At 69.7% G+C, this 22,458-nt stretch carries 15 protein-coding genes; 6 read left to right on the forward strand and 9 right to left on the reverse strand.

Translation table 11 applies throughout. The annotated features are described in order from the left end of the window. The first annotated feature begins 91 nt into the window (after positions 1-91). Genes mutA through RHCRD62_RS08595 form a run of 4 tightly spaced genes read left to right on the forward strand, consistent with a single transcriptional unit; the run spans position 92 to position 5,807 of the window. The gene (gene mutA, locus RHCRD62_RS08580) at positions 92-1,972 is read left to right on the forward strand and encodes a methylmalonyl-CoA mutase small subunit (RefSeq protein WP_050064256.1); all 1,881 of its coding nucleotides are present in this window, start codon (positions 92-94) and stop codon (positions 1,970-1,972) included. Next, on the forward strand, positions 1,969-4,221 hold the full coding sequence (gene scpA, locus RHCRD62_RS08585; protein WP_050064257.1) for a methylmalonyl-CoA mutase: 2,253 nt from the start codon (positions 1,969-1,971) through the stop codon (positions 4,219-4,221). Before mutA ends, scpA begins: the two co-directional genes overlap by 4 nt. Continuing rightward, positions 4,208-5,203 carry a methylmalonyl Co-A mutase-associated GTPase MeaB gene (gene meaB / locus RHCRD62_RS08590; protein ID WP_172671029.1) on the forward strand — a complete coding sequence of 332 codons (996 nt, stop codon included), beginning with the start codon at positions 4,208-4,210 and terminating at the stop codon, positions 5,201-5,203. Before scpA ends, meaB begins: the two co-directional genes overlap by 14 nt. Before the next feature lie 19 nt (positions 5,204-5,222). Continuing rightward, positions 5,223-5,807 (forward strand): C40 family peptidase, encoded by a 585-nt coding sequence (locus RHCRD62_RS08595; RefSeq protein ID WP_253277250.1) that lies wholly within the window; start codon positions 5,223-5,225, stop codon positions 5,805-5,807. A 17-nt stretch (positions 5,808-5,824) separates the two neighbouring features. Here the strand turns inward: RHCRD62_RS08595 and RHCRD62_RS08600 are convergent, their stop codons facing one another. From RHCRD62_RS08600 to RHCRD62_RS08615, 4 genes are read right to left on the reverse strand one after another with little or no spacing between them, the layout of a single operon-like run. Continuing rightward, positions 5,825-6,595, reverse strand: a complete 771-nt coding sequence (locus RHCRD62_RS08600; protein ID WP_216596619.1) for a BPL-N domain-containing protein — start codon at positions 6,593-6,595, stop codon at positions 5,825-5,827. Between the two features lie 14 nt (positions 6,596-6,609). Next, on the reverse strand, positions 6,610-7,827 hold the full coding sequence (locus tag RHCRD62_RS08605; protein WP_050064260.1) for a heparan-alpha-glucosaminide N-acetyltransferase domain-containing protein: 1,218 nt from the start codon (positions 7,825-7,827) through the stop codon (positions 6,610-6,612). 1 nt (position 7,828) lies between these two features. Then, positions 7,829-8,512, reverse strand: coding sequence for a BPL-N domain-containing protein (locus tag RHCRD62_RS08610; RefSeq protein ID WP_050064261.1), 684 nt, complete (start codon positions 8,510-8,512; stop codon positions 7,829-7,831). Beyond that, the gene (locus RHCRD62_RS08615) at positions 8,509-12,501 is read right to left on the reverse strand and encodes a Pls/PosA family non-ribosomal peptide synthetase (RefSeq protein ID WP_084734148.1); all 3,993 of its coding nucleotides are present in this window, start codon (positions 12,499-12,501) and stop codon (positions 8,509-8,511) included. Before RHCRD62_RS08615 ends, RHCRD62_RS08610 begins: the two co-directional genes overlap by 4 nt. 377 nt (positions 12,502-12,878) lie before the next feature. Between RHCRD62_RS08615 and RHCRD62_RS08620 the strand changes: the two genes are divergently transcribed. Further along, complete coding sequence (locus RHCRD62_RS08620) at positions 12,879-15,338, forward strand: helix-turn-helix transcriptional regulator (protein ID WP_172671030.1); 2,460 nt, start codon at positions 12,879-12,881, stop codon at positions 15,336-15,338. Here RHCRD62_RS08620 and RHCRD62_RS26600 read toward each other — a convergent pair. The 3 genes from RHCRD62_RS26600 to RHCRD62_RS08635 form a co-directional block, all read right to left on the reverse strand. Then, positions 15,335-16,465, reverse strand: a complete 1,131-nt coding sequence (locus RHCRD62_RS26600) for a BPL-N domain-containing protein (protein ID WP_301280718.1) — start codon at positions 16,463-16,465, stop codon at positions 15,335-15,337. The genes RHCRD62_RS08620 and RHCRD62_RS26600 overlap by 4 nt on opposite strands. 72 nt (positions 16,466-16,537) lie before the next feature. After that, positions 16,538-17,575: a nucleoside hydrolase gene (locus tag RHCRD62_RS08630; RefSeq protein ID WP_050064548.1), complete on the reverse strand. Its 1,038-nt coding sequence runs from the start codon at positions 17,573-17,575 to the stop codon at positions 16,538-16,540. Positions 17,576-17,632: 57 nt separating this feature from the next. Continuing rightward, the gene (locus tag RHCRD62_RS08635; RefSeq protein WP_050064549.1) at positions 17,633-18,919 is read right to left on the reverse strand and encodes a CoA transferase; all 1,287 of its coding nucleotides are present in this window, start codon (positions 18,917-18,919) and stop codon (positions 17,633-17,635) included. An 82-nt stretch (positions 18,920-19,001) separates the two neighbouring features. Between RHCRD62_RS08635 and RHCRD62_RS08640 the strand changes: the two genes are divergently transcribed. Beyond that, complete coding sequence (locus tag RHCRD62_RS08640) at positions 19,002-19,703, forward strand: lysoplasmalogenase family protein (RefSeq protein WP_050064264.1); 702 nt, start codon at positions 19,002-19,004, stop codon at positions 19,701-19,703. Here RHCRD62_RS08640 and RHCRD62_RS08645 read toward each other — a convergent pair. After that, positions 19,684-20,922, reverse strand: coding sequence for a saccharopine dehydrogenase family protein (locus RHCRD62_RS08645; protein WP_050064265.1), 1,239 nt, complete (start codon positions 20,920-20,922; stop codon positions 19,684-19,686). The genes RHCRD62_RS08640 and RHCRD62_RS08645 overlap by 20 nt on opposite strands. 11 nt (positions 20,923-20,933) lie before the next feature. After that, positions 20,934-22,454, reverse strand: coding sequence for a glutamate-cysteine ligase family protein (locus RHCRD62_RS08650; protein WP_050064266.1), 1,521 nt, complete (start codon positions 22,452-22,454; stop codon positions 20,934-20,936). Positions 22,455-22,458 lie beyond the last annotated feature (4 nt).

Here is a 22,458-nt window from a genome sequence, read left to right on the forward strand (position 1 = left end):
TGAGCCAGCGGATCGTGCTCGCCGGGGCGGGGTTAGCATCACACGCACAATGACCATGTCCGAAAACCGAGAGGAAGCAGACACCGTGCCAGTGTCACCCGCTTCACAGACCGAGGAGGCCGCCCGCGACCACGCGGCGTGGCAGCAGGCGGTGGCTGCGGTGCTCGCGAAGGCCCGCAAGGTCGACGTGTCCGAGCTGCCCGCAGATCCGGAGCACCTCCTCGACACCGTCACCTACGACGGCGTCACCGTCACGCCGCTGTACACCCGCAGGGAGGAAACCGCCGAGGCGCCGCTGCCGGGCGTGTTCCCGTTCGTCCGCGGACGCGACGCGCACCGCGACGTCAACAGCGGATGGAAGGTCAGCGCCGCGTTCGGCGCCGACGAGAGCGACGCGAAGAAGATCAACGAGGCCGTCCTCGACGGGCTCGAGAACGGCGTCAGCGCCATCTGGTTGAACGTCGGCGGCAACGGGCTGTCCGCCGACGCTCTCGATGTTGCGCTCGGCGGTGTTCTGCTCGACCTCGCGCCGCTGACCCTCGACGCCGGAGCGGCCACTGCCGCCGCGGCCGAGAACCTCTACGCGCTGATCGACGCGCGTGCCGCGGCCGGTGACGGCGTCACCGATCGAGCCGCGATCACCGTCGCGCTCGGCGCGTCCGCGCTCACCGATCGCTACTCGGGTGCGGACGGGGTCGACCTGGCCGCCACCGTCGCGCTCGCCGGGGCAGCGGCCGACCGCGCCGAGACGGTTCGCGCAATCACCGTCGACGGCACCGCATTCCACAATGCGGGTGCGTCGGATGCCGAGGAGCTCGGTGCCGCTGTCGCTGCGGGCCTGGAATACCTTCGTGCTCTCACCGATTCGGGTCTGACGATCTCGAAGGCACTGGGACAGGTCGAGTTCCGCTTCGCGGCCACCGACGACCAGTTCCAGACGATCGCCAAGCTTCGCGCAGGCAGGCAGCTGTGGGCACGCGTCGCGCAGGTGTGCGGCGCGAGCGAGTTCGGTGGCGCACCGCAGCATGCGGTCACCTCCGCCGCGATGATGTCGCAGCGCGACCCGTGGGTGAACATGCTCCGCACCACCCTCGCGGCGTTCGGCGCCGGAGTCGGCGGCGCGGATTCGGTGACGGTCCTGCCGTTCGACGCCGCACTGCCCGAGGGAAGCGTGGAGACGTCGAAGTCGTTCGCGGCCCGCATCGCCCGCAACACCCAGCTGCTGCTGCTCGAGGAGTCGAACCTCGGGCGCGTGCTCGATCCGGGTGCGGGCTCCTGGTACGTGGAGGACCTGACGTCGCAGATCGCGGCGAAGGCGTGGGAGTTCGTGCAGCAGATCGAGGCCGCAGGCGGATACGCCGCAGCCCTCGAGGCCGGCGTGATTGCCGAGCGCATCGCCGCCACCCGCGACAAGCGTGATTCCGACATCGCTCACCGCAGGACCGCGGTCACCGGTGTCAACGAGTTCCCGAACCTCGGCGAGACCCCGATCGCGGAGGGTGATTCGCCGCTCGCCGGTGTCGCCCGCTACGGCGCGGCGTTCGAGGCGCTGCGTGACCGGTCGGACCGATTCCTCGCCGAGCGTGGCCACCGGCCCAAGGTGCTGCTCGCGGCGCTCGGCCCGGTCGCCGAGCACAACGGACGCACCACCTTCGCCGCGAACCTGCTCGCCTCCGGCGGCATCGAGGCGGTCAACCCCGGCACCCTCGACCTGGCGACCGTCGCCGGGATCGTCAAGGAGTCGGAGACCACCATCGCGGTCCTGTGCGGCACCGACAAGCGGTACGGCACCGACGGCGTCCCCGCGGTCGACGCACTGCGCGCCGCAGGCATCGAGACCGTCCTCCTCGCGGGACCGGAGAAGACGTTCGCCGACGCGCAGGGCGCGGACCGGCCGGACGGCTTCCTGACCGCTCGTATTGACGCAGTGTCGGCGCTGACCGGTCTGCTCGACACCCTGGGAGCGAAATGAGCATCACGCACGACATCGGCAGCTTCGCCGACGTGCCGCTGACCGACCCGGACTTCCCGGCACCCGCCGCGCCGACCGAGGCCGAGACCGCCGCACACATCGAGGACGCCGCCAAGGCGAACAACTACGCAGCCGAGGACGTCGTCTGGTCGACGCCCGAGGGCATCGACGTCAAGCCGGTGTACACCAAGGCCGACCGCGACGCCGCCGAGGCATCGGGCTACCCGCTCGACAGCTTCCCCGGTGCCGCGCCGTTCCTGCGCGGCCCGTACCCGACGATGTACGTCAACCAGCCGTGGACCATCCGGCAGTACGCCGGCTTCTCCACCGCCGCCGAGTCCAACGCCTTCTACCGCCGCAACCTCGCGTCCGGTCAGAAGGGCCTGTCGGTCGCGTTCGACCTCGCGACGCACCGCGGCTACGACTCGGACCACCCGCGCGTGCAGGGTGACGTCGGTATGGCCGGCGTGGCGATCGACTCGATCCTCGACATGCGTCAGCTGTTCGACGGCATCGACCTGTCGCAGGTGTCGGTGTCGATGACCATGAACGGCGCGGTGCTGCCGATCCTGGCGCTGTACGTCGTCGCCGCGGAGGAGCAGGGCGTCGCGCCCGAGCAGTTGGCCGGAACCATTCAGAACGACATTCTGAAGGAGTTCATGGTCCGCAACACCTACATCTACCCGCCGAAGCCGTCGATGCGGATCATCTCCGACATCTTCGCGTACACCAGCGCGAAGATGCCGAAGTTCAACTCGATCTCCATCTCCGGCTACCACATCCAGGAGGCGGGCGCGACGGCCGACCTGGAGCTGGCGTACACCCTCGCCGACGGCATCGAGTACATCCGCGCCGGTCTCGACGCGGGCATGGACATCGACAAGTTCGCGCCGCGACTGTCGTTCTTCTGGGCGATCGGCATGAACTTCTTCATGGAGGTCGCCAAGCTCCGCGCCGGGCGTCTGCTGTGGGCCGAGCTGGTCGAGAAGTTCGAGGCGAAGAACGCCAAGTCGCTGTCGCTGCGCACCCACTCGCAGACCTCCGGCTGGTCGCTCACCGCGCAGGACGTGTTCAACAACGTCGCGCGCACCTGCGTCGAGGCGATGGCCGCGACCCAGGGCCACACCCAGTCGCTGCACACCAACGCGCTCGACGAGGCGATCGCGCTGCCGACCGACTTCTCGGCCCGCATCGCGCGCAACACCCAGCTGCTGCTGCAGCAGGAATCCGGCACCACCCGGCCGATCGACCCGTGGGGCGGCTCGCACTACGTCGAGTGGCTCACCAACGAGCTCGCGAACCGGGCCCGGGCGCACATCGCCGAGGTCGAGGAGGCCGGCGGCATGGCGCAGGCCATCGGTGAGGGCATCCCGAAGCTCCGCATCGAGGAGGCCGCGGCCCGCACCCAGGCCCGCATCGACTCGGGACGGCAGCCGCTCGTTGGCGTCAACAAGTACGTGCCGGACGAGCCGGACAGCATCGAGGTGCTCAAGGTCGACAACACCAAGGTGCGTGCCGAGCAGCTCGCGAAGTTGCAGCAGCTGCGCGCCGAGCGCGACGAGGCGGCCACCCAGGCTGCGCTCGCCGAGCTGACCCGCGCCGCCGCCAGCACCGAGGGCGGCATGGAGAACAACCTGCTCGCCCTGGCCGTGAACGCGGCCCGCGCCAAGGCCACCGGCGGAGAGATCTCCGATGCGCTGGAGAAGGTGTACGGGCGTCACCAGGCCGAGATCCGGACCATCAGCGGTGTGTACCGGGACGAGGCCGGAAAGTCGGAGAACATTTCCAGCGCAATCGAACTCGTCGAGAAGTTCGCGGAGGCCGAGGGCCGTCGCCCGCGCATCCTCGTCGCGAAGATGGGCCAGGACGGCCACGACCGCGGCCAGAAGGTGATCTCCACCGGCTTCGCGGACATCGGATTCGACGTCGACGTGGGACCGCTGTTCCAGACCCCCGAGGAGGTCGCCCAGCAGGCGGCCGACGCCGACGTGCACATCGTCGGCGTGTCCTCCCTCGCCGCCGGTCACCTCACGCTGGTGCCCGCGCTGCGGGAGGCCCTCGCGTCGGTCGGCCGTCCCGACATCATGGTCGTCGTCGGCGGCGTCATCCCGCCGGGCGATTTCGACGAGCTGTACGCGGCGGGCGCTGCGGCGATCTTCCCGCCCGGAACGGTCCTCGCGGACGCGGCGGTCGGGCTGCTGACGAAGCTGGCAGATCAGTTGGGACACGATTCGGTTGCCGCCGACTAGTCGTCCGCCACTGGATCTGACCGCTCTCGGAGATGCGGTTCTCGCCGGCAGGCGGGGCGAGATCGCGAAGGCGATCACCCTCGTCGAGTCGACCCGGACGGATCATCGGGAGCAGGCGCAGCAGCTGCTGCTGCGCCTGCTCCCGCACGCCGGTGGTGCCATCCGCGTCGGCATCACCGGTGTCCCCGGGGTCGGCAAGTCCACGACCATCGAAGCCCTCGGGATGTATCTGATCTCGTTGGGGCACAAGGTCGCCGTGCTTGCGGTCGACCCGTCGTCCACCCGGACCGGCGGCTCGATCCTCGGCGACAAGACCCGCATGCAGAACCTGTCGGTCGAGCCGAACGCGTTCATCCGGCCGTCCCCGACATCGGGCACCCTCGGCGGCGTCGCCAAGGCGACCCGCGAGACGATGGTGCTGATCGAAGCCGCCGGGTACGACGTGATCCTCGTCGAGACGGTCGGCGTCGGGCAGTCCGAGGTGACCGTCGCGAACATGGTCGACACGTTCACCTTCCTGACGCTGGCCCGCACCGGTGATCAGTTGCAGGGCATCAAGAAGGGCGTGCTCGAACTAGCGGACATCGTCACCGTCAACAAGGCGGACGGCAAGCACGAGCGGGAGGCCAAGGCAGCGGCCCGGGAACTCGCGGGCGCGTTGCGGCTGATCTACCCCCACGACGCGCTGTGGAAGCCACCGGTGCTGACGATGAGTGCTCTCGAGAACACTGGCGTCGACAAGTTCTGGGACGAGGTGCTGCGGCACCGCAAGGTCCTCGGCGACGCAGGCGAACTCGAACGCAAACGCCACCAGCAGCAGGTCGACTGGACATGGTCGATGGTTCACGACCAGTTGTTGCGCCGCCTCGACACGGATCCGGCGGTCAAGGCGATCCGCGGTGACGTCGAGCAGCAGGTCCGCGATGGTTCGCTGACCGCGGCGCTCGCCGCACACCGGATCTTGGAGGCATTCGACGAGTAGAGCTCTCGGGAGGGCGGCAGTGGAACCGAGTAGGACGGTGTCGCCCACCGAGAGGTCCTCGGGCCGAATCCGCCTGCGGCCGGTGCTGGTCGCGGTCGGACTGCTCGCGGCCGTGACCGGTGCGGTGGTGGTCCCACCGATGCTGGCCCGCTCGACCGCCGACCAGATCGACCGTCTGTCCGCGCAGGAGATGACCGAGGAGTCGGCTCCGCCGGAGGAGGCCGAGCTCGACTTCCTCGACACGTCCGCCTCGAGTCCGGCGGGACTGGCGGCACTGGCCGCCGCCTACACGCAGGAGGGCAAGCCGTACCGCTGGGGCGGAACCGGCCCCGACGAGTGGGACTGTTCGGGCCTGGTGCAGTGGGCATTCGGGCAGGCAGGCGTGGTCCTGCCCAGGGTGAGTGAGGACCAGGCGTTGTTCGGTGAACCCATCCGGGTGGAGGAGATGGCGCCGGGGGACGTGATCACCTTCCGTGACGCGGCCGACCACGTCGGCATCTACGCGGGAGACGGGCAGGTGTTCAACGCCTACGACGAGGATGTCCCGATCGGTCTGACCGAGCTCGCCGAACTGCCGCCGATCCACAACGTGCAGCGCTTCTGAAGCGAAGGGCCTGCGTGTCAGCGCTGCATGGCCGTTGCGACGAGATCGTGGCCGAGATCGAATCGGATGCCGTCGGGATTGGTCAGACCCGTTCCGGTGTACCAGGATTCGTCGGCCTCCGGATGTGGACCGACGAGTCCGACGCGCCCACGGCCGTACGGGGTGACGACGGCCGCGACCTCGTCGTTGGGGTAGCGCGCCAGCACCGTCGCGCCGACCGCGTCCCAGTCGTCGTGGGCGACGGCGAACGCCGTGCCGTCCTGGAAGTACATGTGCCGCTCCCGGTCTCGCCAGCTGACCGAGACGACGGTGTCGTCGGTGTCGTGGACCGTCGCGTCGTCGGTGCCGATGTACTGCCGTACCCGACCGGGGAACAGGCGGTAGCCGGGGTCGTCGCCCGCGAGGTAGGCGCCGAGGCAGAATCCGAGGTACGTGCCGCCGCCGGCGACGAAGTCACGCAGTTGGGGTGCGTAGTCCCGCGTGTGCCGCCATCCCCGGGCGAGGCTCCCGCCGCCGGGTTGCGCGTACGCGGCGGCCCCGGCGAGCGATTCGGGCGTCACGTCGACGTCCTCGTCCGGGCCGCAGTACACCGGGCGCAGTGGCGTCGGCGCGGAGGCGAGCAGGTCCGCCACCGATTCCGCGCACCCCGAACAGGTCGCGGGTCCGCGGTAGACGAGCGCGACCGGCCGGTCGTCGGTGTTGCCGACCAGACCGGGCACGGTCAGTGCCGCCGCGGCACCCGCCAGACCGAGGCCCGCCGCGCCGATCAGGACGCGGCGCCGCGTCACCGGCACTCGGGGCCTCACGCGCGTGCGACGCGGGTCTCGACGGCCCGGCGGACGCGGCTGGTCACGGAGGTGACCAGACCCTCGAGCGGGCCGCGTCCCGCGGTCGCCCGCCACGCGAGCGCCAACGCACAGATCACCAGCACTTGCCGCAGATACCCCTCCGTCGGGCCGTACAGGTCGAAGTCGGAGTTGATGAACATGATGTGGCCAACGTAGACCGTGAGCGACATCGTTCCCACCGCGACCAGGGGTGCTGTGACGACGCGCACCGTTCCGGCCACGACCGGCCGGGTGATCTGGAACAGCATCAAACAGAGACCGAGGACGAGCAGCGAACTGCCGACAGTGCTCGCCAGGTCCAGCGGAGTTCCGGTGTGCGGGCCGTTGACGGCCAGCCACCACCAGGTGTCGGTGGGAACGGTGCCGTCCGAGCCGAACGTGAGGATCTCCTCGATCGTGTCGGGATCCGAGACGGCCTCGATCCGGCTCAACCCCTCGAACGGGTGCAGGAACATCCACGACACGGTCGCCGAGAGTGACACGAGCAGCGCGCCGACGCCGACGAGCCAGGCGGTGACCCGAATCGAGGAGAGGTCGAGTCGGCCGACCACCATGCCCACGACCACATAGGTCATCCACACGAAGGCCGGGAATTCGCCGGTGAAGCACAGGTTGGCAAGCGACTGGAGCGGCTCGACCAGCACCGTCTCCCAGGACACCTGCCGGGTGAACGGTGACGGCAGGTGGGGGCGTACGAGCTGGCTGAGCACCGGCGTGAGCAGGGCGGACACGAGGGCCAGTACGGCCAGCGTGCGAGTTCCCAGGTACACCAGCGGGACAGCGAGGAGGAACATGACGGCGTAGTAGGGCAGGATCACCACCCCGTAGTCGATCTCGGTGTATCCCAACGACAATCCGATCACCGCGAGCAACAGTGCGCGGGCGGCGAGCGAGGCGGCGGTCCCGAGGGACTGTCGTCCACGCGTGAGTCGGCGCCGACCGGACAGGAACGCGATCGCGACACCGGCCAGCAACGCGAACATCGCCGAGGCGTGCCCGGCCGACACCGTGTACGACAGCGTGGCGCGCCCCTCCACGTCGTAGTCGTTGAGGGAGTGCACGGCGATCATGCCGAACACGGCCAGCCCGCGCGCGAGGTCGATTCCGCTGAGGCGAATCCGTCGCCGCTGCGGCGGCGTGGCGGCCACGGGTACGGCAGTTTCGGTGGTCATGTCAGCTCATCACCGCATCGATCAGGTCGAGGCCGGCGGCGGTGCCGACGTCGGTGGGGGTGGACAGGCCGGAGTCGGCGAACCACGCGGCGTCCGCCTCGGGATGGGGGCCGACGACGCCGACACGGCCCGCGCCGAATCGCGCGGTGAGTGCGGCGACCTCCCCATTGGCGTACGCCGCGAGGACATACATGCCGGGGGTGAAGTGGTGCGGCAGCTCGAATGTCGGCCCGTCCTGGAAGTACATCGGCTGAGGGCGTCCCCGCCACCGCACGTCCACGACGCGGGCCTCGGTGCCGGGGACCTCGGAGCGGGGTGTCGCGATGTACTGATCGGTGTCGCCGGGGAGCAGATCGAAGCCGGGAGTGGAGCCTGCGAGGTACCCGCCGAGGCAGAACCCGAGGTATCGGCCACCGCCGCGGACGTAGTCCCGGAGGACGTCACGGTGCCTGCGCATGCGACGCCAGGCCGGGAGGAGCTCGTCGCCGCCGGGCTGCGCGTACACGGTCGCGCACCCCAGAACCTCCGGGGTGAGACGGAGATGCTCCCGCGGGCCGACGTAGTGCACGTCGAAGTTCCAGCGGCTTCGTCCGAGCAGGGCCGCCACCGATTCGGCACTGCCCGGCAGGGTGGCTCCGCGGCCGCGGTAGACGAGTGCCAGCGGGCGCGGTGGCGACGACCTCATGTGCGAACCGCCTGGGCCGGAACACCTTCCCAGCGGGTGCCCGCGGGAAGTTCGTCGCCCTTCATCAGCAGCGAGAGGGCCGCGAGTTCGGCGTGGTCACCCACGACGGAGTCGTAGAGGACGACGGCGCGGGTGCCGACGGTGGAGGCGGCGCCGACGGTGACCGTCGACATCTTCATGACGCGATCCTCGAACAGGTGGGTCTGCAACGACACACCGGCACCGATTGCGGCGTCGTCGCCCACCTGAACCAGATCGAATTCGGTGAGATAGGTCGTACCGATCCAGACGCGCCTGCCCATTCCGGCGCCGAACCAGCGCAGGATCATCGGCAGGTAGGGTGTGCCGGTCAACTGGTTGAGCAGCACCGGGACGGCGGCAGATTCGTACATGCCGGTGGCGAACTCGGATCGGCGGACGAACTTGGCCCACAGCGGCTCCACCCGCGGCCGGTAGGTGCCGACGAGGTTCTTCTTCACCGCGGCGGAGAACAGGACGACTCCGAGTGCGGTCGCGAGCGCCAGGAACGGCGCGGTCAGGACGGTCCAGAGCAGGGTGCTGCTGCGCGCAGTCAGCGACAGACCCAGCAGGTAGAAGTACAGGCTGACGCCGATCACCGTGGGTGGCAGCACGATCCGGAAGAACTCGATCCACCAGCGATGGGCGACCACGCCCCGATCGGGTGTGAACGTCTCCGCCTCGTCGTACTCGCCACTGTCCTGACGAACAGGCAGGTGGAACGCGGGGTTACCGAGCCACGACGTGTCCGGCGGCACTCCGTCGGCGGGTGGCACGGTCAGCACCCCGACGAGTGAGCCGTCACCGGTGCGCATGCCGCTGGGAAGAACCGCCGCATTGCCGACGAACGCCCGGGTGCCGACCGCGGTCGGGGCGAACATCATTCGGCCGTTGCAGAAGGCACTGCCGCCGAGGCTCGCCATGTCGGCGACGAAGCTCTCCTGACCGATGGTGAGCAGGTCGGGGTCGATGTGCGACACGGTCGAGACCTCCGCGCCGCGCCCGACCCGGGCGCCGAGCGCGCGCAGCCACGGCACGGTGTAGAGGGTGGCGTACAGCGTGTTCGTGTACAGCAGGCTCATCTCGAGCAGCTTGTCGGTGACCCATTTCCGGACCCCGAGTACGGATGCTTCGGGGAAGGTACCGACCGGCAGCGCGGGCAGGATCAGCTTCTTCCCGAGCAGGACCACCGCGCAGACGCTGGCGACATAGACGGCACCCGACACCAGCGTCGCGAGCAGAGACGCGATCATCCCGAACTCGAGCAGGACCGCCCACACCAGCACCAGGCTCGGCACGATGGTGGCGATGGCGAGCGCTTCCAGCGCCACGACCCCGACGGCGGTCAGCAGCAGTAGCTTCGGGCCCCACCCGGCCGGCCGGGGCTGCGCCGCCATGGATTCGATACGTGCGTCGAGGGCCGGGACGCGCTGCGGCGGTGATCCCGCCCATCGGGTCCCCGGTGGCAACGCGACGCCCTCGGTGAGCACGGACTGGTCACCGAGCATCGTGCCCTCGCCGACGGAACTGCCCGCTTCGAGAACGCTGTTGGAGGCGACGTAGGCGCCCGCACCGATGACGATCGGGGCCACGATCACCTCGCGCCCGACCACCCGCCACGGCCGGACATCGGTGTTGGTGCCGACGGACGCGCCGTCACCGATGTCGACCAGCGCCGGGAACGAGATCGTCGACGTTCCGATGTGGGTGTCGCGGCCGACCCGAGCGCCGAGCGCGCGCAGGAAGGAAGCCATCAGAGGCGAACCGCTCAACACCGGCATCGGGGCGAGCAGCATGAGGTGATCGACCATCCACAGGCGCAGATAGGTTGTGCCCCACAGTCGATAGCGGCCGGGGGTGATCCCGGCCGACAGCGGCCTGATCGCGAGGACCGGCAGCACCCAGCGGACCACGAGATAGGACGGAACGGTGGCGATCAACAGGTCGACGAGGGCGTCGAACGACGGTTGGCCGTGGTGAGCGTGGTAGACGACGGACACGGGGATCGTCACCACCAGCAGAACCAGCAGGACGAACAGTCCCTGGACGGCGCCTGCGCTGCGGATGGTGGCGTTTCCGGTCGGCTCGTCGCCCGGTTCGTCCACCAGCGGAGGAGGGGGAGTGGGCGGCCCGCCCGAGCCGTACGAAAGGTCGTGGGGGAGCGCGCCTGCCATCGCCCGGATGGTCGGGTTGGCGTACACGTCCCTGATCCCGGCGGTGGGGTGCATGCCGCTCTCGCGCAGTCGGGTCACCAACTGTGCGGCCGCGAGGGAGTGTCCACCGAGTTCGGTGAAGAAGTCCGCTTCCACCGAGACGTCGTCGACGGGAAGTCCGAGCAGCGTCGCCCAGAGCTGCCGTAGGTCGTTCTCGACATCGCCGTGGGCCGCGACGACCGGTCCGGCAGGGCCGGACAGTCGTCGACCCGACGGCGCGGGCAACTTGGGCCGATCGACCTTGCCGCTCGGCATCATCGGAAGTTCGTTCACCACGTCGAGGAAGGTCGGGACCATGTAGTCGGGCAGGCGCCGGCCCGTCTCGTCGGCGAGACGGGCGAACAGTGCATCGATCGTGTCCGGGGAGGCGCCCGTTCCCGGCATCAGCACCACCCACGCGGCGAGTTGTTCCACGTCGGCGACCGTCACGAGTGACACAACTGCGCTGGCAACGCCGTCGTCGACGAGGAGGACGCTCTCGATCTCGCCGAGGTCGACGCGGTGACCTCGGATCTTGACCTCGCTGTCGGCGCGGCCGAGGTATTCGATCTCCCCCCACTCGGTCCATCGTGCGAGGTCGCCGGTGCGGTAGAGGCGGCCGTCGATACCGCTCTCGGGGACGTGGAGGAACTTGTCGGCGGTGAGATCGGGGCGGCCGACGTAACCGCGCGCGACGCCGGGACCACCGATGCACAACTCGCCGACCTCGCCGTCCGGCACGACGCGCCTGCCCTCGTCGAGGATCACGCAGGAGTACGTCGGAAGCGGCACACCGATGGTGACCGGCCGACCCGGTACGAGCTCGCACCAGGTGGCGGTTACGGTCGCCTCGGTCGGTCCGTAGGTGTTCAGGATCCGGCGACCGGGCCGGCCCCAGCGCTCGACCAGTTCGCGGGGACACGCCTCGCCGCCGACGAGGATGTTGCGCAGCAGCGGCAGCTCTCGCGGGATCGTGGCGAGCAGGGTGGGGACGCAGTAGAGGACCGTGACGCGGTTGTACTCGAGGAAGTCGGCGAGTTCGCCGCCGAGCCGCCCCGCCCCGGTCGGGCCGGGGACGAGGGTCGCGCCAACGGCCCACGTCGGCCAGATCTCCTCGATCGAGAAGTCGAACGAGATCGTCATGCCCTGGTAGACGCGGTCGGTGGGCTGCACGTCGTAGACGGTGGGCACGATGTCGAGGAAGTTGCAGATGCTGGACTGCGCGACCTCGACACCCTTGGGGCGTCCGGTCGAACCGGACGTGTAGATGATGTACGCGGCCGGATCCCGGTGCATCACCTCGAAGTTCGGTCGTGTCACGGCATTCTGTGCGATGAGTTCGGCTTCGCCGTCGATCTCGGTCCAGGGGACGCCGAGCGGTGCGAGCAGGCCGGCGAACGACGTGCTGGTGATCACGAGGTCGACGCCCGCGTCGCTGGTGATGTAGTCGACGCGGTCGGCGGGGGAGGCGGGATCGATCGGGACGAACGCGGCGCCGGCTTTGAGCACGGCGAGCAGCGCGACATACGTGTGGGGGGATCGTTCCAGCAGGATGCCGATGCGTGCACCGACGTCGATGCCGACGCTGATCAGGTGGTGGGCCAGCTGATTGGCCCGCCACTCGATGTCGGCGTACGTGAAGGTATTGCCCTCGCAGAGCAGAGCGATCGAATCCGGGGTCCGGTCGGCCGTCGCCTCGAACACGTGTTCAAGGCGACGCCTGGTCCCGGCGACGGCGGCGGACCTGCCGGTCGCCCGGGTCGGGTACGGGCCAGACATCCGGATCCTCACGGTAGCGAACAAGAGTCAGTCAACGTGTAGCTAACTGGGGGTTGGGCGGCGGTCAGTCAAGCACGTTCCGACATGAAGGACGAATGTCCACATGATGGGAAGGTGCTGGGGTGATGTCCTCGATGTCGGGGTGGGTTCGGGGCGGTTCTCGGATCGTTCCTGCAGGAGTAGCGGCTGGGAGAGTGGTTCGGGAGTCATCCCGGTCAGGTGCAAATCTCCGTGTGGCTGCCGAAGGAATCACCCGCGAATTCACCCACTCGCCGACGCGGACGTGAGCGCACTCACGATCCGGGGGTTGGCGGGGTGCGACCTGCAGATATCGGTAGGCTATTTCGGACATGTCGGACGGTTCGAGGGGGTGGGGGATGACTGATGTCCGGGTTTCGGCACGTCGGTTACGCCTGCTTCGCAGGCTGGACGAGTCGCCCCTGACGGTGGTGTGGGGGCCGGCCGGATACGGCAAGACCGAGCTCGTGGAATCGTGGCTTGCGCTCCGCGCCGACGTCGTCGCATGTCGAATCGCGGCTCCGGGCCCGGCGACGGGACCGGACGCGTACTGGGCTGCCGTGGCATCTGCATCCGCATCCGCGTCGGCGGGGGGTGCGGACGTGATGGTCGTTCTCGACCTTCCGGAGAAAGGCCTCCTCGCGAACATCGGTGTGAGGCTGTGGGATCTGCAGGTCCGCACCCCGACCTGTCGATTCGTCCTGACCACGCGGGACGGGTCGGTGTTCGACGACCGGTTCCCGTCGTCCGGAGTGTCGGTGGTGATGCCCGCAGAACTGGAGTACACCCTCGACGAGGTCGCCGAGTTGCTCGCCGATCGGCAGGCCTCGTCTTGGAGGGCTGCGCGCGACGTGTGGCTCATGACGGGAGGGCACCCCGCGCTGGTTGCCTTGGCGGAGAACGTGCTCCGCATCTATGGAAAGGATCTCGAGCTCGAACGAGAGCGCGCCTGCCTCGCAGTGGAGGTGCAGGTCGACCGGTACGTCGACGCCAATCTCCTCGAGCCTCTTCCGCAGAGTCTGCGGGCGGCCGCCCGGACGGTGGCGGCGGTCAGGCGGGTGACCGCGACGGTGGTGACGATGCTCCGCGTCGACGACGCGGAGAAGGCGATCGCGGCGCTCGAATGCGCCGGGCTGCTGTACCGAATGCCGCCGTCACCCGAGCGGTACCACGTTTTTCCCGACGCGATTCGCAGATCGCTGCGCCGTGGAGCGATGCGTGAGGGAATGCAGCCGCCGCCCGAGGTGTCGGCCGCCCTCGCGCGGTGGTACGAGACGGTCGGCGATCCCGTCGAAGCGTTGCGTCACGCCACCGAGGGGCAGGACTGGGATCTGGTCGTGGAGGTGCTGGCGGCGCACTGGGTCGAGATCACCGCCACCAGATTCGGCGTGCTGTTCCGTGCACTCTGTGGTTTGCCCGAGCATGTACTCCGATCACGGCCCGCGATGCTGTATGCGCGTGAACTGGCGGTGCGGATCTCCTCCGACCTCCGTCCCCTGCCGCGATCACTGCCCGAGGTGATTTCGCCCGGCGCGGACATCGACGGGCAGGACTCGTTCGACGTCGCGCTCGCACCCGGCGTGCTTCGTTCGACACTGATGCGCTGGATCGGTGACTACGACGAGGCCGTTCGAAACCACGCCGAACTCGTCGACCTCGCAACCCGAATCGAATCCGAGGGCGCAGATCAGGGCGCGCGGCCCGACCTGGCTCCGGTGTGGACGCATCTCGGTTTGACCAGTGAGTACCGCGGCGACCACCAGAGGGCCGCGGATCTGTTCGAGCGCGCCGTGATCGGTTGTCCTCGTGGTCCGGGCGACTTCGCGGCGCGACAGGCTGCCGGGCAACTGGCCCTCCAGCAGGCGGTACTCGGTGAGGGTCGCCGCGCACAGCGCTGGATCGAACAGGAGTCCACCTTCGGCAGCGTCGCCGGATGGCTCGGGACCACGATCGAACTGCCTGCGATCACCGCACGGGTGATCGTCGCGCTCGACCGACTGGACGTCGCTGCCGCCGAACAGGTTCTGACGACGCTGCCGGAGTTGACCGGCAACATCGAGAACTGGGCGTTCGTGGTGTACGCGAGGGCCCAGTACGAGCTGATGCGCGGTCGACCCGAGGCAGGCCTCGACCGCGTACGACGGCATCGGGCGGAGTTCGGGAAGTGGCTCGGCCCAGCCGCATTCGCCCGCCCGCTGCTCGACGCGGCGGAGATGGACCTGAACACGGCGCTGGGCGCGGGCTCCGATGTGCTGGAACGGGCCGAACTCGTCAGCGGGCCGCTGCACCCGTTGGTCCGGTTGTCGACGGCTCGTGCGGCGTTGCTGACCGGGAACACCTCGACCGCAGCGAAACACGCAACCGAACTGACTCGCCGACGGGGGATCTACACGAGGGTGCGGCTCGAGGCGTTCCTGATCGAGTCGATGGTGTCGCTCCACGCGGGTGAACGAGACGCTGCCCGCGTCGCATGGAACCGTGCGGTGGCGCTGTCGGAGGACACCGGACTGGCGCGGCCGTTCACGACGGTGCCGGCCGAGATGCGCAGCACACTGTCCGAGTTCGGCACGCCACCTGTCGATTTCGGAGCGCAGGAATGGGCACCGTACCCACTGCCGGCGCCCGCAGTGCACCTCACCGATCGGGAGCTCGCGGTGCTGCACGGACTGAGTCGCGGCCACCCCGTCGTCGACATTGCGAAATCCCTGTTCGTCTCACCCAACACGATCAAAACGCAGCTCCGGGGCCTGTACCGCAAGCTGGGGGTCCACTCTCGGGGCGATGCGGTCCGCGAGGCGCGGCGGCGAGGGTTGGTCTAGGAGGCAGGCGCGGCTGCTCCGGCTCCCATGCGAATGACGAAGTGCCGCACGAACGGGACCTCGGCGACCAGGCCGAACGGCCACGGCAGCACCGGCGGCTCGGGTGCGGTTGCCGCAGGCGTGGCGGGAGCGTCCGGCGGTGCAGGAACGGCTGGTGCAGCCGGAACGGCCGGTGCAGCCGGAACGGCTGGAGGAGCAGGCGCGTTCGACTGCGCGATGGTCGGGGTCTGGATCGCGGCGCCCGGCACGGGCATCGCGGAGGCGGACGCGATCGCCGGTGGGAGTGGGAGCACGGGAAGCCCGGGGACGACGGGTGCCGGTGCCGGAACAGGGGACGCCGTCGGCGTCGGGACCCGCCCGGACGTGTTGCCCTGCACGGTCGTTTCGATCAGGTCGTACGCGAGGTGCGGGTTGACCGCACCGTCCGGTGACAGGCCATCGTCGACGAACCAGCTCCGGTCCGCCTCGATGTGGGGTCCGGTCACCCCGACTCGCCCCTTGCCGTGATCGACGGCGAGCGCGGCGATCTCGCCTCCCTCATAGGTGGCGAGGATCGTTGTGGAGTCGTCGGGCTCGATGTCGAACCCCGGCGGATCCTGGAAGTAGGTGGTGTACTCCTGGCCGCGCCACACCACCGTCGACCGAGCGGGATCCTCGTTCCACACCGTCGCGCCGCGCTTGGCGCTGTACTGGTAGGTGTCGCCCGGCAGCAGGTCGTAGCCCGGGGTCGCCCCTGCGAGGTAGCCGCCGACGCAGAAGCCCAAATAGTTTCCGCCGCCCGCGATCCAGTCCTCGAGCAGGTCGGCATACGGCCGCATCGCCTTCCACGCCGTGCTCAGGCTCGGTCCGCCCGGTTGCGCGAACACGGTGGCTCGCGCCAGGGTGGCCGCGGTGATCGGGGTGTCGTTCGGGCCGACGTACTCGACACGGAACTTCGACGGCGAGTTCCGGAGAACGGTGGCAACCGATTCGGCGGTACCGGGTACCGAAGCCGGACCGCGGTACACGAGCGCGAGTGGCTGCGCAGGCGCGGTCGGAACGGCGGCGTGCGCGGTCACCGCGGCCAGCGGGCCGAGCAGTGCGATCACGGCTGTCAGGACGATCAGAACCCGCCGGTGAGTGTGCACCGCACCTCGATTCGTTGCCGATTCACCACCGCCGCCACCATGCGACGATGCCCTGACAGTACAGCCGCGTGGTCAGCCCGGTGTGATGTGCCGCACCGCGGGTCCGATCCGCTCGACGAGGTGATCGAAGAATGCGTCGGGGTCTGCGGCGACGGCGATCTCGGCGTTCGGGTCGCGTCCCCACATCCCGTGCCAGTCCGCGACGGTGCATCCGCGGGTCAGGGTGCCGTCGAGTTCGACGTCGACGGTGGCCGGCCGGGTCCGAGCCCACGTCGGGTCCAGCGCCAGTGCCGCGGCGAACGGATCGTGCATGTGTGCGAGGAAGCCCTGACCGTGGTCGTCGTGGAAATGCAGGTAGAACCGGATCGCGTCGAACAGTGTGCGCAGCACTGGATTGCTCGTGCGTGACCGGGTTCCCGGTGGGTCCTGCGCGGTGATCAGCTCGGCGGGCTCGCTGCCCGCCGCGACGGCGAGCCTGCGCAGGTGCTCGGGACGCATCTCGATCGTCTCGGTGACGTCGAGCGGGCACACGAGGGGGCGGCGGTCGGCGGGTGCGTCGGAGAACGCGTCGAACACCGCCTTCGCGGCCTCCGGGTCGACGGAGATGTTCCATTCCGACTTCGGGGTGGTGTTCCCCGGATGGTTGAACGCGCCGCCCATGATCACCAGTCGCCGGAGCAGTCTCGGCAGTTCGGGCTCGATGCGCAGTGCGAGTGCGAGATTCGTCAGCGGTCCTGTGACCAGTCCGGTCACCTCACCGGGACGAGACCGGGCCTCGTCGACCCAGGCCTGGGCGGCGCTGCGCTCCGCGAGTGGACGTGACGACACCGGAAGGACGGCATGTCCGAGTCCTTGCGGGCCGTGCGTGTCCTCGGTGGTGCGAAGGTCGCCGACGAGGGGGACGGCCGAGCCGAGCGTGACCTCGATGTCGGGCCTCCCGCACAGGTCCAGCCATGCGAGGTTGTTCGCGGCGACTTGTGCGGTCGGGACGTTGCCGCCGGTACTCGCAACGGTGAGGATCTCGGCATCCGGACTCGCGACGAGGTACAGCAGCGCGAGTGCGTCGTCGATTCCGGTGTCGACGTCGACAATCAGCGGCGCGGTGGGCATGGCCGCCATTCTCCCAGACCGTGCGCCGGGCAGGCGGCGGCGCGGTACCGCACCCACTCAGACCCAGTGCGGCGCATCGGCGCCCCAGTCGTGCGCAGGGAACGGGTACTCGGAGTACCCCGGCAAGGCGGGCCGAGCCGTCGTGATCGCCCCGTGGGTGATGGCGGCCGACGGGCCGACGGCGAGGGGTTCGGCGGGTGAGGCGACGCGGCCCGGCAGATCGAGGAGCGTGCGTGCCGTCCGGGCCAGGGACGCAGACACATCGCGTCCCAGCCCGTCCGCGTCGCGGCGCGTGACGGCATCGACGATTCCTGCGGCAAGGAGGTATCCGCTCGCATGGTCGAGCACCTGCGCCGGAAGGACGCCCGGATGCTCGCCGCCCTCGACCAGGGCGATCCCCGACGCCGCCTGCACGATGCTGTCGAAGCCCCGGCGCGACGCCCACGGACCCCGGTCGCTCCACGCGCTGACCGATGCCCGCACGAGTCCCGGTGCGTCCCCGGTCAAGTGAAAGCGGTCGAGGCTTCCCGGCCGATAGCCGGTAACGAGCACGTCGGTCGTCGCGACGAGGCCGCGCATCGTGTCCAGATCGGCGGCGGTGGTCAGATCGAGCAGCGTCGATCGCTTGCCCTGACCGGTGTCGCGGTGCTGCCAGTCGATCTCGTGCAGGTGCGGTGGATCGACTCGGAGGACCTGCGCGCCGAGCAGTGCCAACGCGCGCGCGGCGACCGGACCGGCCAGCACCCGTGTCAGATCCAGCACCCGCAGCCCCGCGAGCGGGCGAACCGGATCCGCCACCGACAGGATCGCGCCCGAGTACGTGCCGGTCGCCGCCATCGCCACCAGCGGACCCGCGGACGCGGCGAGCGATTGCGGGTGCGCCGCCCACTCCTCCTCGGTCCGGACCCGAGTCGCCACCGCGTCGGCGTCCGCGCACCGGTTCTCGACGTCGCTCGCCGCCAGTTCCCCGATCCGGACCGACAGCATCCCGGGATCGGCGTCGGCCGGGAGATCCAACGCTGCGAGCAGTCTCGTGCGGTGGTGCGGATAGTTCGCGTGGGTGCGCACCCAGCCGTCCGCCGCCGCGAAGAACCCGGACATCGGCGCGAATCCCTGCACGGGCTCGCCACCGATCCGCATCAGCCGGTCCGCGGTGAAGGATGCTGCGATTCGCTCGGCATCGAGCACCCACGTGTGCGGGTCGCGTCCGCGTGAGACGAGCAACCGGTTCACGGCCGACGCGAGAGCGCCGACGGAACCCGCCGCCAACGCCGCCGCGGGCAGCCTCGCGGCCAGGAATCCCGACGGCACCGGGTACCGCACCGAGCCGGGGTCCGCGGACATTCCGCAGCCCCGCTCGTACTCGTCGTGCACCGCTTGCAGAGATGCCACGATCGAACGGTACCGCGCGGCATACGATCGGCCGATGATGCTCGACGTGCCGTCCCGCCGCGCCGCCACCGTTGTCGCGGTCGTGTTCGTTGCCGTTTCCGTGGTTCACCTCGTCGCGCAGCTCGTGGGCGCGGACGGGGTGGCGGACGTCAGCCAGTGGTTCCTGATGCCGCTGCTCGGCGCGACGCTCGTCGCGGTCACCACGTCACCCCGGTCGCGGCTGGTGCGGATCGCGCTGGTGGCGTTGGCGTTCTCGTGGCTCGGTGACACAGCACCCGACGCCTTCGACGGTGACGCCGCGTTCCTGGTGATGATCGGGTTCTTCCTGCTGGCGCAGCTGGCGTACATCGCCGCGTTCCTGCCGTATCGGCAGCGGTCTGCGCTGCGGCGTCCCGGCGTCGCCGGATACGGGCTGGCCGTTGCCCTCCTCGTGGCGGCCTGCGCGCCCGGCGCCGGGGCGCTGCTCGTCCCTGCGCTGGTCTACGGCCTGTGCCTCGGCGCGATGGCGGTGCTGTCCACCGGGCTCGGCGCTGTCGCCGGGGTCGGTGGGGCGCTGTTCCTGCTGTCCGACGCGATGATCGCGCTCGGCGCGTTCGCCGACTGGTTCACCCCGCCCGCCGAGGGCTTCTGGGTGATGCTCACCTACATCGCCGGACAGTCGCTGCTCGTGTACGGCGTCGCGGCAGCCGACCGGGCCGCCGCGACACCGCAGGCCGTCAGTTCCGTCGCACGCTGATCTCGAAGCCCGCCCCGCGGAGCCGGTCGACGAGAGCGTCGCCGATCGCCGACGCCGGGGTCAGCACACCCGCCGCATCGGGCAGCTTGTCCCGGTCGAGCGCCAGCGCCAGCGCCGACTCTCCGAGCATCACCGCCGTCGCCTTGTATCCCGGATCGCCCTGGGCGCGCATCCGCGAGGCGTAGCGGGCACCGGTGGTCGTGGTGGCGTAGACGTCGGTCGTGAAATGCCCCGTGTTGCGGGTCTTCTCGCTCGGACCTTCGCCCGGGTCGGGGAGGAGCCGGTCGAGCAGCTTCCTCGTGGGGCCGAACGCGAGGCCGGCGACCAACCCGCCGAGGCCTGCGGCGACACCGGCCGCCACGACGGGGGACAGCCACGACTGCCCGACACTCGTCACCTCCCGGTACCGAAAGGTGCGGCCGTACGCCCAGCCGCGCAGTGCGTTGCTGCGCCGGACCACACGCGTGTTCACCGACGCCATCGGGTGAGGTGCCGTCACGCCCTTCAGGTTCGGGGCGATGTCCGACCCCTTGACGAGGGCGCTGTCGGACTGGCGGCCGAGGTCCGGTTCCGCAGCGACGTCGGGGCTCAGCGAGTACGGCTGCAGCACCATCGACCGCGTCCGCTTGTCGGACTTCGCGGCATCGACGACGCCGCGCATCGAGTCGATGGTGCCGCCGCTGACGCCGCCGCGGAACGACGACAGGACCAGGGTGGTGTCGGCGAGCGTGCCCTCGCCGTCGGCCGCGACCTGCTCGTGCAGGACGTGGACACCGATGTCCGAGGGGACGGAGTCGAAACCGCAGGAGTGCACGATCCGGGCACCGCTCGCGGCGGCGACGTCGTGATAGCCGTCGATGGACGCGCGCGCGAACTGCACCTCGCCCGTCAGGTCCGTGTAGTCGGTACCCGCTTCCGCGCAGGCACGAACCAGATCGATCCCGTACCGGGCGTAGGGGCCGACGGTGGTCACCACGACGTGGGTGGCGTTCGCCAGAGCGGTGAGCGAGTCGGGATCGTCCGCGGAGGCGATCAGGATCGGCCATTCCGACGCGCCGGGCAGCGCCTCACGGATCCGTTCCAGCTTGTCGCGGGACCGGCCTGCCAGCCCGATACGGGTGCCGTCCGGTGCGTTGCGTGCGAGGTAGTCGGCGGTGAGGCGGCCGACGAAGCCGGTGGCGCCGTAGACGACGACGTCGAGGTCGCGGGTGCGTGTCATGGGCGGCAACGTTACTCGTTGGTCAGGTGGTGTCCAGGGCTGTCCCACGTGTGCACCGGGGCGTCCGAGTGCATCCGCTCGAGGTAGTCCGCGACCATGCCTGTTAGTGCGCGGTCCCGGTCCTCGCCCGCGGCCTCCCGCGCCGCGACGGCATCCCGCTGCCAGCGCGCGCCGTTGCGCCCGGTTCGGCAGCGGTCCTCGACGACCCCCAGATAGGTGTCGCGAACGCGCGGGTCGACACCGAGCGAGTCGAGGCCGGCATGCGCGAGGGGAAGCAGCGTGTGGAGCACCAGGTCCGATGGCGACGTCCATCCGCGATCCGGCCAGTACAGCCGCGCGCCGAAGCCATGCCGAGCGCCCTCCTGCAGATTCGCGGCCGCCGCCTCGAACGGCATCCGCGACCATGCCGGCCGCTCCGCCCGGGCGAGCGCCCGCACTGCCCCGTAGTAGAACGCCGCATCGGCGACAGTGTCGCGGACGGTCGGACCGGCGGGCAGGACCCGATTCTCGAGGCGGAGGTGGTGGTCGGTGTCGGTGGTGTCGTAGATCGGGCGGTTCCAGCGGTAGATGGTGCCGTTGTGCATCCGCAACTCGGCCAGTTCCGGGACTCCGCCTGCCGAGATCACGGCGTGAGGGTCCTCGTCGGTGCACTCCGGGAGCAGCGCAGGGAAGTACCGCGAGTTCTCCTCGAACAGGTCGAAGATCGACGAGATCCAGCGTTCCCCGAACCACACCCGAGGGCGCACCCCTTGATTGCGCAGTTCGAGGGGGCGGGTGTCCGTCGCCTGCTCGAACAGGGGGATACGCGTCTCGTGCCACAGCGCCCGCCCCGCGAAGAACGGCGAGTTGGCCGCCATCGCCACCTGTACGCCGGCCAACATCTGCGCGGAGTTCCAGTGCGCCGCGAACTCGCGGGGTGAGACCTGCAGGTGGAGCTGTGTGGACGTGCACGCGGCTTCGGCCAGGATCGTGTCGGTCACCACCGCGAGGCGTTCGCCGTCCGGCTGCTGCGCCAACGCGACACCGGCGATGTCGAGTTCGATGTCCTCGCCGCGGGCAGCGAAGATCTGCTGGTCGAGGGCGGTGTATCGGGGATCGGACGACATCCAGCGTTGCTGCAGGTGCTGCTTACGCAGGGTCGGGAGGATGCCGATCAGGGCCAGGCGCCCGCCCACCGCCTCGGCCCGGTCGTTCGCCTGGTTCAGCGTGGTGCGGAGCTCGCCCTCCAGGGTGGCGAGGTTGTCGCCGTCGAGCCTGCGGGGTGCGACGTTGACCTCGATGTTGAACTGGCCCAGTTCCGTCTGGTAGGCCGGGTCCGCGATGGCGTCGAGGACCGACGTGTTCACCATTGCCGGGTTGCATTCTCCGTCAACCAGATTGAGCTCGACCTCGAGGCCGACGGTCGGTTCGCCTCCCGCGTCCTCCTCGCCGGCCAGGAGGTCCGCGAGTGCGTCGAGGCAGGCGTGGACCTTCTCGCGGAACACCTGTCGGTCCTTGCGGGTGAACACCAGACTGGTGACCTCACGGCCCATGCGG

This window comes from Rhodococcus sp. RD6.2, assembly GCF_001040705.1.
Lineage (GTDB): Bacteria > Actinomycetota > Actinomycetes > Mycobacteriales > Mycobacteriaceae > Rhodococcus_G.